This window comes from Gymnodinialimonas mytili, assembly GCF_037544085.1.
Classification (GTDB): domain Bacteria; phylum Pseudomonadota; class Alphaproteobacteria; order Rhodobacterales; family Rhodobacteraceae; genus Gymnodinialimonas; species Gymnodinialimonas mytili.
Map to the genome: position 1 here is coordinate 817,886 of NZ_JBBIFW010000001.1, position 14,028 is coordinate 831,913.

A 14,028-nucleotide genomic window follows, 5' to 3' on the forward strand; every position below is an offset into this window, starting at 1 on the left:
ACATCCCGTGGGGCCGCGTGATTTTTGGCGCGCAATGATCCCGGGCCTCGTGTAAGACAGCGCTAAGAACATAAAAGTCACGAGGCAGATGTGAGCAACACTGATACAGAGGCCCAGATCCTGGGCCGTGAGGATTGGCGTGACCGGGTCTTGGCCGATCCCGAGCTAATTCTGGAAGATCGCGACCTGATGCGCGCGATCATTACCGCAAATGATCGGCAGATGGGCGGCAATATCGTTGACATGCGCGGCATTGCGATGGAGCGGTTGCAAAACAGGCTGGATCGGCTGGAAGACACCCATCGCTCAGTCATCGCCGCCGCCTATGAGAATCTGGCAGGCACCAACCAGGTGCACCGCGCCGTGACGCGGATGCTGGATGCGCGCGAATTCACCGAGTTTCTGGGCGTCATGGCAAATGATGTGGCCTCGATCCTACGGGTCGATCGCGTGCGGCTGGTGCTGGAAAGTGCAGAAGCCACCGAGACCCAGGCCCCCGAAGTCCAGAAACTGGAAGATGTGCTGACCATCGTCGCCCCCGGTTTCGTACTCGATTATGTGAGTGCGGGCCGTGATATCCCGCAGCGCGCGGTGACACTGCGCCAAGTGGGCGGCGGCGCCTCGCGGATTTACGGCGATGCCGCCCGCTGGATCCAGTCCGAGGCCTGTTTGGCGCTGGATCTCGGCGATGGCCGTCTGCCTGGCCTGCTGGTGCTTGGCGCCGAGGATCCACATCAGTTCAGACCCAGCCAGGGCACGGATCTGCTGCAATTCTTCGCGGGCATATTCGAGCGCGTCATGCGCGGCTACCTCGATTGAGTGTCGCGCTGACACCGGCGACCCGCGATCTGCTCTCCCGGTGGATCACCCATCTGCGCGGCGTGCGGGGCCGGTCTGAGGCGACATTGACGGCCTATGCGGCAGATTTAACCCACTTTCTCGCCTTTCAGACAAGCCATGCCGGGGAGAGCCTCGGACCAGCAGCCCTGCGTGACCTCGCAACACGCGATATCCGCGCCTGGATGGCAGATCAGCGGGCCCGAGATGTGGGCGCACGATCCTTGGCGCGGCGCTTGTCGGCGGTGAAGGCGTTTTATCGCTGGTGGGCGGAGCGTGATGGCTTCGACGCGACGGTGATCCTGTCGATGCGTGCCCCAAAGCACACGCGTCGCCTGCCCCGGCCGTTGACCGAGAGCGGCGCCAAACAAATGATCGATGGGCTTGCGGATCAAGATGCGCGGGATTGGGTGCAGGCGCGCGATATCGCCGTGGTCACGCTGCTTTATGGCTGCGGCTTGCGCATTTCCGAGGCATTGGGGCTGCAGGCCGACACATTGCCTCTGCCGACTGTGCTGCGGATCCTCGGCAAGGGCGGCAAGGAACGTGAGGTGCCGGTTCTGCCCGCGGCCCGATCCGCCGTCGAGCGCTATGCGCAGCTCTGCCCGCACGATCTGGCGCCCGGAACGCCCTTGTTTCGCGGTATACGCGGCGGCGCCCTGGGCCCCCGCGCCGTGGCGAAGGTGATGGAGCAGACCCGGATGCAATTGGGCCTGTCCGCCAGCGCCACGCCCCACGCCATGCGCCATTCCTTTGCAACGCATTTGCTGGATGCGGGCGGCGATCTGCGCGCAATCCAGGAGCTTCTTGGCCATGCTTCGCTTTCGACAACCCAGGCCTATACCGCGGTGGATACCGCGCGCTTGCTCGAGGTCTATACCTCAGCGCATCCCAAAGCATAAGCCGCTCTAGGGGTGTTGCACTCAGCCCCGCAAACGGGCAGGACCACCGCCATGCGCTTTCGAGCTTACTCCGTCCATCTCTTCACCGCCGCCGGGGCTTCCCTGGCGATGCTGGCGCTGTTGGAAGCTGCCGAGCAGGATTGGGCGATGATGACCATCTGGCTGACCGTCGCCTTTATCGTCGACGGGATCGATGGCCCGTTGGCGCGACGTTACGATGTGACCACCAACGCACCCGTCATTGATGGCGTGTTGCTGGATTTGATCATCGATTTCCTGACCTATGTGATGATTCCGGCCTATGCGCTTTACGGATCGGGGCTGTTGCCGGGTTGGACGGGGTGGTTTGTGGTCTTGCTGATCCCGTTTGCCTCATCACTCTATTTCTCAGACACACGGATGAAGACGGCGGACAAGAGCTTTCGCGGGTTTCCGGGCTGCTGGAACATGGTGGCGCTGGCCATGCTTGTGATCGTGCCGCCCTGGTGGGTTATCCTAGGGCTGGTCGTGGTGCTGTCGGCGGCACAATTCCTGAACTTGAAATTCGTCCATCCGGTCCGCACGGCGCGGTGGCGTGCGGTGTCCTTGCCGGTGGCACTGGTCTGGACCGGCGCAATCGCCTGTGCCGCTTGGGGCGGCTTTGAGAGCAACGTGATCTTGGATTTGATCGTGACGGCCACGTCGATCTATCTGCTCAGTGCAGGGATCGCCCAGCAGATCATCTATGATAGAGGCTACGCGCGTTAGCCAAGACCGGACATCGTCGCGATGTCCGTGAGGATTTCTCGCGACATCCGCCACCCACGCGGATTGGACAACGCAGTTTTCCCGACGGTTTCGAGAAATCCAGTTCGTCCTCAGTCGCGTGTGCGAATGACCTTTGCGAATTGGTCGAAGATCGGCTCGGCGCCTGCGATCAGATGGCCATCTTCCAAAAGCGTTTGATCTTCGCGCATCGGCTCGACGAACGCTCCGGCTTCGCGGGCAATCAGGATCCCGGCGGCGATATCCCAGGGTTTGAGATTGTATTCGAAATAGCCCTCAAACCGCCCCGCCGCGACCCAAGCCAGATCCAACGATGCCGCTCCATTGCGCCGCATTCCGGCGCACATCGGCAAAAGGCGGGCCAGATCGCGCAAAACGGCGGGCAGGTATTTACCGCCATCGGGCGGGAACCCGGCGGAGAACACCGCCTCGGCCATCTTGCGTCTGGCTGACACGCGCAACCGCTGACTGTCGTTCAGCCAGGCACCTGCGCCCTTCTCGGCATAGAACATCTCGTCTTTGGCGGGATCATAGACCACGGCTGAGACGATCTCTCCCTTATGCTCTAGCGCAATCGACACCGCCCAATGGGGCATGCCGTGCAGAAAGTTTGTGGTCCCATCCAACGGATCGACGATCCAGCGTCGGGTCGGATCCTTGCCCTCGATCTCGGCCTCTTCCTCACCCAGAAAGCCGTAATTCGGGCGCGCCTCCATCAGCTCATCTTTGATGATCTCCTGCGCCGCGCGATCGGCACGGCTAACGAAATCTCCGGGACCCTTTGCGGAAACCTGAAGTTGTTCGACCTCACGGAAATCCTTCACCAGGCTCCGCCCCGCCTTGCGCGCGGCTTTGATCATCACGTTGAGATTGGCTGAGCCTTGCATCCGCGTCACTCCGTTGCGTCAAAGCGCGCGTATAGACCGCACCGGTATCGGTGCCAAGGGGCGGTCCAAGGAATTGGCCACCCCACCTGATTATCGGGCAAACGGATCAGAAATTCTGCGGGAACATTGCACGCATAGCCTCTTCATCCATCTCTTGCTTGAATGTGTGTTGCTGGGCCAGTTCGTCCACACGCGCCACGGCGGGGCGGGCATTCACGCGCTCGAACCAAGCCGCCACATTGGGATAGGGCGACAGCCCGCCCTCGGCCTCCATTACGAAGGGTGCCATTTTCACCCAACCCCAGGCCGCAATGTCACAGATTCCATATGCATCGCCAGCGATCCAGTCGCGCCCCTCCAACCGCTCGTTCAGAAGGGCATAGTGTCGGGCGATCTCACGCGTATATCGACGCGTGGCATAGGCGCTTTCGGTGTGGGCTCGGGTGAAATGCACCGCCTGGCCCGAGAACGGGCTAAGTCCTGTGGCGATCCAGAAAAACCAGCTTAGCGTCTCTCCCATATCCTTCTCTTCGGGCAGGAATTGACCGTGCTTTTGGGCGAGATAGAGCACGATGGCATTCGAGTCGAATATATGGGTGCCATCATCCTCGGTGATTGCGGGCACTTTGCCGTTCGGGTTCACCGCACGAAACGCATCTTTATGCTGCTCACCCTTCCGGGTGTCGACCGGGATGGTCTCGTAGTCCAACCCCAATTCCTCAAGCATCAACGCGGTCTTAAAAGGGTTCGGGGTGGTGTGAAAGTAGAACTTCATAGGGCGATCCTTTCAGCGTAGCAGCCGCAGCATTTCATTTTTGTAGTCACCGCTATAGAATTGACTCATTCATGATGGTCAAGGATTCTTTAGTGCCCACTACAAAAATACGAGGACGCCCGAGAGGGTTCGATGCTGGCGATGGGCAACGCATTGCGCAAACCGCCTTCGCCCGCGAGGGGTATGACCACGTCTCGGTTGCGGATCTTTGCGCGGCGCTAAACATCAAACCGCCGAGCTTTTACGCCGCCTACGGCTCTAAGCGCGCGTTATTTGACAAGGTGCTCGCTGCCTATTCGGACCGAACCGCCGCCGCTTACGAAGCGGCCTGCGCGGCCGCCACCACACCTCTGGATCTCAGGCAGCGCGTGTTGCGTACGGCCATAACGTTTTACACCGAAAACGACGGGGTGGGCTGCATGGTTATCGCGAACCTGCTCAATAGCGGCGACCGCGACCTCCACGCGCATCTGCGATCCATCATGCAGGAGCGTCAGGTGATCATGAGCCGCCATCTGGCGCGGCTTGGCCTATCACCTGAGGATGTACAGACCGAAATGGCCACGATTTCCGTGGCGATGATGGGTTTATCCGCTGCGGCGAGACTTGGAATGGAGGCCGCAACATTGCTCCACGCGATAGAGAGGCTGCAATCCTAGCCCGACCGCTGCAGTTTCAGCGGTTCGGTCCGGCACAATTTTAAGACGTGGGACATGAAGGGCTTGCCGGTCTCCTCATCGCGTGTCGCGCCGTAGAGGCGGCGCGTAATCCCGGCCTCGGTCAGGGGTTTGGTCACAATAGATTGGCTTGAGCCCACATCGCGCACCACCCAATCAGGCAAGACCGAGACACCGCGGCCAGAGGCGACAAGCAGCAGGATGACCGCGGATAGCTCCACCTGGCGGACGGCTTTCGGCTCAATTCCGGCGGGAAACAGCAATTGGCTGAACACGTCCAACCTGGGACGGTCCACCGGGTAGGTGATCAAGGTCTGGTCGGCAAAGTCCGCCGCCCCGACAAAAGGTTTGGACGCAAGCGGATGATCGGCGGCGCAGACGAAAACAGGCTCGTAATCGAAAAGCGGCGTGAAATCGACGCCGGGCAGGTCCTCGGGATCGGACGAAATCACCAGATCCACATCTTGCCGGATCAGCGCAGGCAGTGCCTCGAATTGCAGGCCGGGGCGAATGTCGACATCCACGTCGGACCAGGTTTGGCGAAAAGCCTCCAACACAGGCAGCAGCCAATCAAAGCAGGCATGGCATTCAATAGCGATGTGGAGCCGCCCGGATTTACCTGCGCGTAGACCGTCGAAATCTTCCTCTAGCGCGGCGACACGGGGCAAGACCTCTTCGGCGAGCCGCAGCATCTTCATCCCCGCCGCACTCAGGCGCATCGGCTTGGACCGTCGCACAAACAATTCCACGCCCGCCTGATCTTCGAGCCCCTTGATCTGATGGCTCAACGCGCTTTGCGTGATGTGCAGGCTATCGGCGGCGCGCGCCAACCCGCCCTCTTCGTGGATCGCTTTGATGGTCCGCAGGTGGCGGAACTCGATATGCATAAGCGCCTCATGATCATGATGAGAGTTATGAATTTGCCGAATATTCCCCCCTATGCGACATACGTAAGCGACATTTCAAGGATGATAATCGCCATGGCCACGCCACGTGTCTCGTTCGAGTTCTTTCCGCCCAAATCGTTGGAGGGCTCGTTCAAGCTGTGGGAAACACTCGGGATTCTGGCGCCTCTCGGTCCTGATTTCGTATCTGTGACCTACGGTGCGGGCGGCACAACCCGCAAGCTGACGCATGACGCGGTGACAACCATTGATGCCAATTTTGGCGTGCCTGTGGCTGCGCATCTGACATGTGTTGATGCGACACGCGACGACACGCTTGAGATCGCCGCGCAATATGCCGAGGCCGGGATCACGCAGATCGTCGCGCTTCGGGGAGATCCGCCAAAGGGGTCAGAACGCTTCACGCCGCATCCCGGTGGTTTCACCTCCTCGGTGGAGTTGATCGAAGCGTTGGCTGCGACCGGCAAGTTCAATATCCGCGTGGGCGCTTATCCCGATATGCATCCCGAAGCAGCCTCCATGCAGGCTTGTGTGGACTATCTGAAGCGCAAATTGGATGCAGGGGCGACATCCGCGCTGACGCAGTTTTTCTTCGAGGCGGAGATCTTTTTTCGCTTCCGGGATGCCTGTGCGGCGGCCGGAATCACAGCTCCGATCTTACCCGGTATCCTGCCGATCGAGAACTGGCCCCGCGCCCGCCGCTTTGCCGCTGGCTGCGGTGCTGTCATCCCCACCTGGCTGGATGATGCCTATGACACGGCAATCCGAGATGGGCGCGAGGACCTGCTATCGACAGCGATCTGCACCGAGCTTTGCACGGATCTGATTGAGGGAGGTGTCGAGCACTTGCATTTCTACACGCTCAACAGACCCGAACTGACCCGTGACGTTTGCGCGGCCTTGGGCGTCACACCGGATGTGGCGCTGGCAGAGGTCGCTTAAGCTTCCGCAGATCCGACATGCGGCGAAACGGGGTTGCGCCTGGGTCGCGTCCATGGCGACCTACGCTCCGAAAAGGAGCCACCATGACGCCGCCATTCTTCGCCAGCACAACATCGGATCTTCCAAGCCAAGCAGAGATGCTGGGCATGTCTGGGCTTGAATTCATGTCCGCCATGTTGCGCGGCGCGCTGGCGCATCCTCCGATTGGCGAGACGCTGAACTACCGGCTGGACGCGGTGGAGAACGGGCGCGTGGTGTTCAGAGGGGCGCCGCAATTCGGCGCGATGAACCCGATGGGTACGGTCCATGGCGGCTGGTACGGCACGTTGCTCGACAGTTGCATGGCATGCGCCGTTATGACGAAAGTCCCGAAAGGCAGCTACTACACCACGCTGGAATACAAGGTGAATATCACCCGCGGCATCCCGGTCGACCGAGAGATCCTGGCCGAAGGCACAGTTTCCCATGCCGGGCGGTCCACCGGTGTGGCCGAGGGCACAATCCGCGATGCAGAGACGGGGAAACTCTATGCCACCGGCTCGACCACCTGTTTGATCATGGCGAACGATTGACCCTATCAGCAACGGTGAATTGACTTGATCGCAGCCCCGGTGCATTCCGAAGCCTTCTTTTAACCCAATGGAGACGAGTCCCATGATCTCGCCGGTCCTGCCCAGCTATTCGCGCGCAAACCTCTCCTTCGTCAAAGGCGAAGGGGCTTGGCTGATCGAGGCGGATGGGCGACGTTTCCTCGACTTCGCCAGCGGGATCGCGGTGATGGCCCTGGGTCACGGGCATCCCAAGGTGGTCGAAACGCTCAAAGCCCAGGCCGATCAGCTTTGGCACACATCGAACCTCTATACCGTGCCGCAACAGCAGATCCTGGCGGAAAAGCTGGTCGAACACACCTTTGCCGACACCGTGTTTTTCTGCAATTCCGGCACGGAAAGCGCGGAATTGGCGATCAAGATGGCACGCAAGTACCGTGACGCCACCGGCTCGCCCGAGCGCACCACAATCCTTTGCATCGAGGGTGCGTTCCATGGCCGCTCCGTCGCTGCTATCTCTGCCGCGGGTCAGGAGAAACTGGTCAAGGGCTTTGGCCCTCTCGCCCCTGGTTTCCGTCAGATCCCCTTCGGCGATCATGATGCCCTGCGCGACGCGGCTGCTGCGCCGGATGTGGGCGCCATCATGGTCGAACCGATCCAGGGCGAGAGCGGTATCAAGCCGATCCCAGATCAATGCCTCAAGGGTTTGCGCGATCTGTGTGACGAACACGGCCACCTTCTGATCCTGGATGAAATCCAATGCGGCATGGGCCGGACGGGCAAGCTCTTTGCTCATGAATGGGCCGGGATCAGCCCCGATATCATGTTGGTCGCCAAAGGCATCGGCGGTGGCTTTCCACTGGGCGCGTTGCTGGCCACCGAAAACGCCGCCCAGGGTATGACGGCGGGCACCCACGGATCGACCTATGGCGGCAATCCCCTTGGCTGCGCGGTTGGAGCCACGGTGATGGATGAGATCACCGCCGACGGGTTCCTTGAAGAGGCCAACCGCAAGTCGGGCCTCCTGCGCCAGAAACTCGAAGGCCTGGTCGCGGCCCATCCCGAGATTTTCGAAGAGGTGCGCGGCAGCGGCCTGATGCTTGGGCTGAAATGCAAAGCGCCCAATCTCGATGTGGTGAATGCTGGCTACGACGCCGACCTGCTGACCGTTCCCGCAGGGGACAATGTCGTGCGCATCCTGCCCGCGCTCACGATCAGCGTCGATGAAATCGCCGAAGGCGTCGCTCGTCTCGATGCCGCCGCCAGCGCACTCTCCAAGCGTATTGCGGCTGAATAACCCTCTTCCATTGGCACCAAATACCCTCGGGGGGTGTGGGGGGCAGACAGCCCCCCAACCGCCAGACATAAGCGATATAAAATGACCCATTTCCTCGACATCCACAAAACAGACCCGGCCGATCTGCGGAATATGCTGGATCAGGCGGGCGCCATGAAAACGGCCCGCGCCGGAATGCCGAAAGGTACACCGGATGCCGATCAACCCCTGGCCAATCACATGGTCGCGTTGATCTTCGAAAAGCCCTCGACGCGCACCCGCGTATCCTTTGACCTAGGTGTGCGCCAAATGGGCGGCCAGACCATGGTTCTGTCAGGCAGCGAGATGCAATTGGGCCATGGCGAAACCATCGCCGATACCGCCCGTGTGCTCAGCCGCTACGTGGATCTGATCATGATCCGCACCTTTGAAGAAGATGTGCTGCTGGAACTGGCAGAACATGCCAGTATCCCCGTGATCAACGGGCTGACCAATCGCTCCCATCCTTGCCAGATCATGGCCGACGTGATGACCTACGAAGAACATCGCGGCCCGATCAAAGGCAAGAAGGTGGTCTGGTGCGGCGATGGCAACAATGTCTTCGCCTCCTTCGCACATGCTGCAGGGCAATTCGGCTTTGACCTGACCTTCGCTGGCCCCGAGGTTCTGGATCCAGAGCAGGTTTTCATCGACGAGGCACGCGCCAAAGGCGTGACCGTCGAGATCGACCGCAATCCCGAACGTGCAGTGGAGGGTGCTGATCTGGTTGTCACCGATACCTGGATATCGATGCATGACAGCCAAACCGCCCGGGAACGGCGCCACAATCTCCTGCGGCCCTATCAGGTGGATGAGCACCTTATGTCTCATGCCAACCCGGACGCTTTGTTCATGCATTGTCTTCCCGCCCATCGGAACGAAGAGGCGACCGACGGGGTCATGGACGGCCCCCATTCTGTGATCTTTGACGAGGCCGAAAATCGCCTGCATGCACAAAAGGCAATCATGCGCTGGTGTCTAGGCGTTTAAGCGACGCGTGTCGCCGGATCATCTGCGGTGTGAAACGCGGCCAATTCCTGTTCAACCCGCTTCAAGCTGCCGGGGCGATACGGCTTTGTCCGGTCCTCGTCCGGGCCAGGCCCCGTCGCCCAACGCGCCCGGGCCGTGTCATAAAGCTCATCGATTGAACCGGGCCCCGCTCTGTGTTCAGGATTGCGGCGCATCAAACGCTCCGGCAGCGAATTGCGCCGGACGGAATGGTTGTGCAGGGGCCCATTGGGATCCTGCACGTTTCGGAAATCTTCAAGCGCTTGAGCATCATAGGTCAGACCCTGATCTTTCACCCCCATCAGGATCCATTCCAGTGCGATATCCGACAGCGCCCGAATGTCCCCGCCACCCCCGACCGAGCCATGATCACCGGCAAAGTAGCGCTCTTGGAACGGGACGTTCTCGCCGGTCTCGTGATTGTTCAGCTCAGGCAGATTGGTCCATAGGGTCGGCGGAAAGGTTCGACGGGTTTCATCCAGCGCGATGGCATGACGCCCCCGTTGCACCAAGCTCGACAATTCACGATCATAGAATTCATATTTATCGCGGTTGATCCAAGATGCCATCAGCCAATGCCGGGGCACACCCAGTGCGCCGACCGTATCCCAAACGCCCAGATATTTGAGTTTTACCTTCGGGGCGGACGGCACCCCCAGATCCTCGCGAAAGGCGATCTCCTCATCGCCGGTGATCACATCGGGAGACAAGTTCAGCCGAAAGGCCATACTGTCTTCGGTTTTCGGCGCCGTTGTGGGATCACCGCGGCGTCGAAACCGTTCGATGGCGATTGGCAGCATCGACATCCGATTGCGGCTTAGAATACCTGTCATTCGGATGAACCCGGCCAGAGCGCGCGCCGTGAACGCACCGCGCGAAAAGCCGAAGATATAAATCTCGTCCTCTGGCTCGAACATGAAGACGATCCGTGCATAGGCCTGAACCATATTGTCCAACAGGCCATGCCCCAGCGCCCCACCCAATATGCGGTCGCTGAACCGCGCCGCCCTGTTGGAGCCGCGCCCGGTCCCGACGCCTTCGATGTAGATCGGCACCTGCGCCACACCTTCGGTATCGGCGGGTGCCAAGGCCTGTGCAACTCGGACGACATTGGTGGGATGCGCGGCATCCGCGCGGTTCCAGGTTCCATCACACAGGACGACGATCCGTTTCATGGCAGCGACTTTCCAAGACGTGGTGCCGTAACGTAAAGCACCGCAACTGGTTTGGGGAACCTCTTTTGCGATCTAAATCTGAGCCCGGCTAGTCAACCGTCCCGACCAAACGCTGCACGGCCTCTGCAATCGGATCCTCGACAGCCTCTCGATCACCGCTATTAACCGCCACAAATCCGGCGCGCCCGGCCTCTCGATCGATGTAAGCAGTGGCATACCAAAGCGTGTTCGACCCGCTATGCTGCATCCGGTTGCCATCCGACACCCAGCCAAACGCATAGAGTCCCTCCCCCTCGGGGGTTTGCAACCGGCGCCAGCTTTCGGCGCTAAGAAAATCTTCATCGCGGATCAAATGCGCGCGGAGATACAATAGCATATCCGACGCCGACAGATGCACACGCCCGGCGGGCCCCATGGCGGGGATGTTATCTGCCGCTCTGCCCTGTCCTGCCGCGGATGGCACGCCTCTGCGATTGACGCTGTGCCCCTCAGGGACACCCCCTTGTGGCGGACCGAATCCGGCGCTCTCGATCCCCAGAGGGGCAAAGATCTGCGTTTGCATCAGTTCTTCCCATGGCGCGCCAGCGGCGGCTTCCAACATCGCCCCGGCCACAACATAACCTGCATTGGAGTAGGCGAATGCGCCCTGGTCACCGACCGGCTCGTCGGCAAGCATTGCCTCGAGATAATTGGCGCGCGGCCCATCGCCAAGCCAAAGGCTGCGCCACCTGCCCAGATTGGCGTCCATACCGGAGGCATGGCGCAACAGCATCGCAAGCGTCACGTCCTGCCAGGCCGGATCCATATCCGGATATTGCTGACCCAAAACCTCACCGATCGTGGCGGTCCAGGTGATCTGATTATCCTCAACCAGACGGGCGGCAAGCGTCGCGGTCATTGATTTGGTCAGCGACCCGATATGCCAAGCATCATCCTCGCCGATTTCATCGGTCGCTCCCGCAACACGCACCCCCGCGACGGCAAATTCGCTATCCTCCACACTGATCCAACCGGCCACCGCGCCCGGCACTTCCGGCAAGGCGGCCAGTTGCGCAGACTCTTGCGCGACATCCGCCCAAACGGGCGGCGCCAAGACGATCCAGATCGCTGTCAAAAAAAAGCGCATGGCGTGGATATCTGCATGGTTTGCACCCGACGCAACCCCGCCCCTCCCTTGCCTCGCCCCGCCGAAAGCATAGAATAGGGTTCCATTGCGCGCCGGAACGTCCCATATGGAGCGTCTGATGCGCCATGCACCAAACCGGAGGGTTGCAATGTCCTGGACGGACGAACGGGTCGAACTGCTGAAAAAAATGTGGGGCGAAGGCCAATCGGCCAGCCAGATCGCGAAAGAATTGGGCGGTGTGACCCGCAATGCCGTTATCGGCAAGGTCCACAGGCTTGGTCTGTCGAACCGGTCCGGCGGCGGCGGCACAAGCGCGCCCTCAAAACCTGCGTCCACCGCGAAAGAGACGCCGGCGGCACCTGCGGCTGAGTCACCCAAGCCAGCCCCGGAAAAACCGGCCGAGCCTGCCCCGGCCGCTGCCGCACCCGTGCCGCGCCCGGCCAATGTCACGCCTTTGCGTAAACCCATCGCACCTGCGGGGCAGCCCTTGCCACCGCAGCCCTCCGCCAATGAGATCAGCCCCGAAGCCCTCGCCAAGGTGAACGAGGTCGAAAAGCACGCAAAAAAGATCAGTCTGATGGAGTTGACTGAGCGTGTGTGCAAATGGCCCATCGGCGATCCCGCAACCGAGGATTTCTATTTCTGCGGTCTGCCGGTGCAACAGGGGAAACCCTATTGCGACGCGCATGTGGGCGTCGCGTTCCAGCCCATGTCGTCGCGCCGCGACCGCCGCCGCTAGACACATACCCGAATATTCCGCAAAGGTTCGGAACGCGATGCAAAGTCCCGTCGCGTTTCTATCTCAGATGTGAGATCGCGCTCGGCATACCGTGGCGCAGTATATAGGCCGCATCATGGAACACGCATATCGCTGCACATTACAGCGAGTTGACCCATTAGAATCGGCTATACGTCTTGGCGGACCGGCTGTCGGTTAGCTGCGCATTCCATGGGCGTTTTGCCTGGTATACCTCCCAGGGATACTTTCCCGCCTCAAGCGTTTGTGATTGGTGGCCTGCCGCCACAACTCGCTAAGATTTCGCAGCGTGGTGACAGGGGAAAACCATGAAGAAGCAGCGCAAGAAACCGCAGTCAAAGAGGCGTTCTCAGGCTGGCGTTCAACAACAAACCGAAACCGCTCAAGTGGATCGCCGTGGCGCGCTGCGCCTGCTGCGCAATCTTGCCATCGCCGCGCCGATGATCGGCATTGCAGGATATGTGACGGCCAATCGCGTCCAAGCGTCGATCTGCGAGCTCGATCTGACGAAGATCGGTGATGGCTTGCCCTCTGTCGTGCAGGTCCACGATCCCCAATGTGATCTCTGCCTGACCTTGCAACGTCAGACCCGACGCGCGCTGCGTGCCTATGATGCGAATAGCCACCATTTTTTGGTTGCGAACCTGTCGAGCCTCGACGGTCAATCCTTCGCGCGGCTCCACAATGTGGGCAGCGTCACCCTGGTCCTGCTCGATGGCGACGGAAATCAGATCGGCGTGATCCGCGGCCCGCTGACAGACGCAGCGCTGCAGCAGGCGATCGACGCTCATATGCAAGCGTTCGGCTAGACATTCGGGATGGCGGGCGGGGCGTCTTTGGCGCAGCCAAACAGCGTCGTCCGGCATGGCCATTCAGACGGTGTTCAGCCAAGGCCTACCTGCATTGCCGCGCGATCTCGCGCTCGGCCAATCCGGTTTCCACCAGCAAACACCGGTTGCGCGCCTCGTAGTAATACCCCCTCGCATACCAGCCCACGGCCTCATCCATATTCCCATCGCTGACCAGCCATGCACCGCGCAGATAGCGGCCCGCATATTCAAGGTTCACGCGCGGATCGAGCAGATCATTCGGCTCTCCCCGGAACCCCATCGTGCGCGCAGTCTGGGGCAGGATCTGCATCAAACCGTAATAGGGCCCATTGCGCGCATCGGCCCGGTAGTCGCTTTCGCGTTGAATCACCCGGTGCAACAGCGCTGTGGGGATCTCATGGCGTGCGGCATATTCATTCACCAATGCGCGCATCGCAGGGGTCTCTCCCGGATATAGCCCCGGCGCGCCGCCCGTATCGCCCGCATTTTGCGCAGACCCGCCGCCACAGCCTGCTAAAACTGCGCAAACCAGAATGACGCCAATGATCTTCGATGCCACACTACCCATTGCCAGGTTCC

At 60.6% G+C, this 14,028-nt stretch carries 16 protein-coding genes; 10 read left to right on the forward strand and 6 right to left on the reverse strand.

Translation table 11 applies throughout. From position 1 onward, the window contains the following. Positions 1-90 precede the first annotated feature (90 nt). Genes V8J82_RS04030 through V8J82_RS04040 form a run of 3 tightly spaced genes read left to right on the forward strand, consistent with a single transcriptional unit; the run spans position 91 to position 2,486 of the window. Positions 91-819, forward strand: a complete 729-nt coding sequence (locus V8J82_RS04030) for a DUF484 family protein (protein WP_339972405.1) — start codon at positions 91-93, stop codon at positions 817-819. Further along, positions 816-1,739, forward strand: coding sequence for a tyrosine recombinase XerC (locus V8J82_RS04035; protein ID WP_339972407.1), 924 nt, complete (start codon positions 816-818; stop codon positions 1,737-1,739). The genes V8J82_RS04030 and V8J82_RS04035 overlap by 4 nt, the downstream gene beginning before the upstream one ends. A 51-nt stretch (positions 1,740-1,790) precedes the next feature. After that, entirely contained in the window at positions 1,791-2,486 is a 696-nt protein-coding gene (locus V8J82_RS04040; protein ID WP_339972409.1) for a CDP-alcohol phosphatidyltransferase family protein, read from the forward strand. A gap of 110 nt (positions 2,487-2,596) precedes the next feature. Here the strand turns inward: V8J82_RS04040 and V8J82_RS04045 are convergent, their stop codons facing one another. Next, positions 2,597-3,391, reverse strand: coding sequence for an inositol monophosphatase family protein (locus tag V8J82_RS04045; RefSeq protein ID WP_339972411.1), 795 nt, complete (start codon positions 3,389-3,391; stop codon positions 2,597-2,599). Positions 3,392-3,497: 106 nt separating this feature from the next. Beyond that, the gene (locus V8J82_RS04050) at positions 3,498-4,166 is read right to left on the reverse strand and encodes a glutathione S-transferase family protein (protein WP_339972413.1); all 669 of its coding nucleotides are present in this window, start codon (positions 4,164-4,166) and stop codon (positions 3,498-3,500) included. A 74-nt stretch (positions 4,167-4,240) separates the two neighbouring features. Between V8J82_RS04050 and V8J82_RS04055 the strand changes: the two genes are divergently transcribed. Beyond that, on the forward strand, positions 4,241-4,825 hold the full coding sequence (locus tag V8J82_RS04055) for a TetR/AcrR family transcriptional regulator (protein WP_339972415.1): 585 nt from the start codon (positions 4,241-4,243) through the stop codon (positions 4,823-4,825). Here the strand turns inward: V8J82_RS04055 and V8J82_RS04060 are convergent. Then, a complete protein-coding gene (locus V8J82_RS04060; RefSeq protein ID WP_339972417.1) occupies positions 4,822-5,730 on the reverse strand; it encodes a LysR family transcriptional regulator in 909 nt (302 codons plus the stop codon). The two genes, V8J82_RS04055 and V8J82_RS04060, sit on opposite strands and share 4 nt — an antisense overlap. A gap of 93 nt (positions 5,731-5,823) precedes the next feature. Between V8J82_RS04060 and metF the strand changes: the two genes are divergently transcribed. The 4 genes from metF (at position 5,824) to argF (ending at position 9,543) form a co-directional block, all read left to right on the forward strand. Further along, on the forward strand, positions 5,824-6,690 hold the full coding sequence (gene metF / locus V8J82_RS04065; protein WP_339972419.1) for a methylenetetrahydrofolate reductase [NAD(P)H]: 867 nt from the start codon (positions 5,824-5,826) through the stop codon (positions 6,688-6,690). 83 nt (positions 6,691-6,773) lie between these two features. After that, complete coding sequence (locus V8J82_RS04070; protein WP_339972420.1) at positions 6,774-7,262, forward strand: PaaI family thioesterase; 489 nt, start codon at positions 6,774-6,776, stop codon at positions 7,260-7,262. An 82-nt stretch (positions 7,263-7,344) separates the two neighbouring features. Beyond that, the gene (locus V8J82_RS04075) at positions 7,345-8,535 is read left to right on the forward strand and encodes an aspartate aminotransferase family protein (RefSeq protein ID WP_339972421.1); all 1,191 of its coding nucleotides are present in this window, start codon (positions 7,345-7,347) and stop codon (positions 8,533-8,535) included. Between the two features lie 81 nt (positions 8,536-8,616). Further along, positions 8,617-9,543, forward strand: a complete 927-nt coding sequence (argF, locus tag V8J82_RS04080; RefSeq protein WP_339972422.1) for an ornithine carbamoyltransferase — start codon at positions 8,617-8,619, stop codon at positions 9,541-9,543. Here argF and V8J82_RS04085 read toward each other — a convergent pair. Further along, on the reverse strand, positions 9,540-10,736 hold the full coding sequence (locus tag V8J82_RS04085) for a phospholipase effector Tle1 domain-containing protein (protein WP_339972424.1): 1,197 nt from the start codon (positions 10,734-10,736) through the stop codon (positions 9,540-9,542). The genes argF and V8J82_RS04085 overlap by 4 nt on opposite strands. Before the next feature lie 88 nt (positions 10,737-10,824). Continuing rightward, a complete protein-coding gene (locus V8J82_RS04090; protein WP_339972426.1) occupies positions 10,825-11,862 on the reverse strand; it encodes a serine hydrolase domain-containing protein in 1,038 nt (345 codons plus the stop codon). Between the two features lie 148 nt (positions 11,863-12,010). Between V8J82_RS04090 and V8J82_RS04095 the strand changes: the two genes are divergently transcribed. After that, the gene (locus tag V8J82_RS04095; RefSeq protein ID WP_339972428.1) at positions 12,011-12,601 is read left to right on the forward strand and encodes a GcrA family cell cycle regulator; all 591 of its coding nucleotides are present in this window, start codon (positions 12,011-12,013) and stop codon (positions 12,599-12,601) included. Positions 12,602-12,927: 326 nt separating this feature from the next. After that, positions 12,928-13,428, forward strand: coding sequence for a hypothetical protein (locus V8J82_RS04100; RefSeq protein WP_339972430.1), 501 nt, complete (start codon positions 12,928-12,930; stop codon positions 13,426-13,428). Positions 13,429-13,513: 85 nt separating this feature from the next. Here V8J82_RS04100 and V8J82_RS04105 read toward each other — a convergent pair whose 3' ends face one another. Beyond that, positions 13,514-14,017, reverse strand: coding sequence for a transglycosylase SLT domain-containing protein (locus tag V8J82_RS04105; RefSeq protein ID WP_339972432.1), 504 nt, complete (start codon positions 14,015-14,017; stop codon positions 13,514-13,516). Positions 14,018-14,028 lie beyond the last annotated feature (11 nt).

Coding starts and splice junctions, on each gene's coding strand:
- V8J82_RS04055 (WP_339972415.1), top strand. CDS start 4,241: ATGGTCAAGGATTCTTTAGTGCCCACTACAAAAATACGAGGACGCCCG.
- argF (WP_339972422.1), top strand. CDS start 8,617: ATGACCCATTTCCTCGACATCCACAAAACAGACCCGGCCGATCTGCGG.
- V8J82_RS04075 (WP_339972421.1), top strand. CDS start 7,345: ATGATCTCGCCGGTCCTGCCCAGCTATTCGCGCGCAAACCTCTCCTTC.
- V8J82_RS04060 (WP_339972417.1), bottom strand. CDS start 5,730: ATGCATATCGAGTTCCGCCACCTGCGGACCATCAAAGCGATCCACGAA.
- V8J82_RS04100 (WP_339972430.1), top strand. CDS start 12,928: ATGAAGAAGCAGCGCAAGAAACCGCAGTCAAAGAGGCGTTCTCAGGCT.
- V8J82_RS04050 (WP_339972413.1), bottom strand. CDS start 4,166: ATGAAGTTCTACTTTCACACCACCCCGAACCCTTTTAAGACCGCGTTG.
- V8J82_RS04070 (WP_339972420.1), top strand. CDS start 6,774: ATGACGCCGCCATTCTTCGCCAGCACAACATCGGATCTTCCAAGCCAA.
- V8J82_RS04040 (WP_339972409.1), top strand. CDS start 1,791: ATGCGCTTTCGAGCTTACTCCGTCCATCTCTTCACCGCCGCCGGGGCT.
- V8J82_RS04095 (WP_339972428.1), top strand. CDS start 12,011: ATGTCCTGGACGGACGAACGGGTCGAACTGCTGAAAAAAATGTGGGGC.
- V8J82_RS04105 (WP_339972432.1), bottom strand. CDS start 14,017: ATGGGTAGTGTGGCATCGAAGATCATTGGCGTCATTCTGGTTTGCGCA.
- V8J82_RS04085 (WP_339972424.1), bottom strand. CDS start 10,736: ATGAAACGGATCGTCGTCCTGTGTGATGGAACCTGGAACCGCGCGGAT.
- metF (WP_339972419.1), top strand. CDS start 5,824: ATGGCCACGCCACGTGTCTCGTTCGAGTTCTTTCCGCCCAAATCGTTG.
- V8J82_RS04045 (WP_339972411.1), bottom strand. CDS start 3,391: ATGCAAGGCTCAGCCAATCTCAACGTGATGATCAAAGCCGCGCGCAAG.
- V8J82_RS04090 (WP_339972426.1), bottom strand. CDS start 11,862: ATGCGCTTTTTTTTGACAGCGATCTGGATCGTCTTGGCGCCGCCCGTT.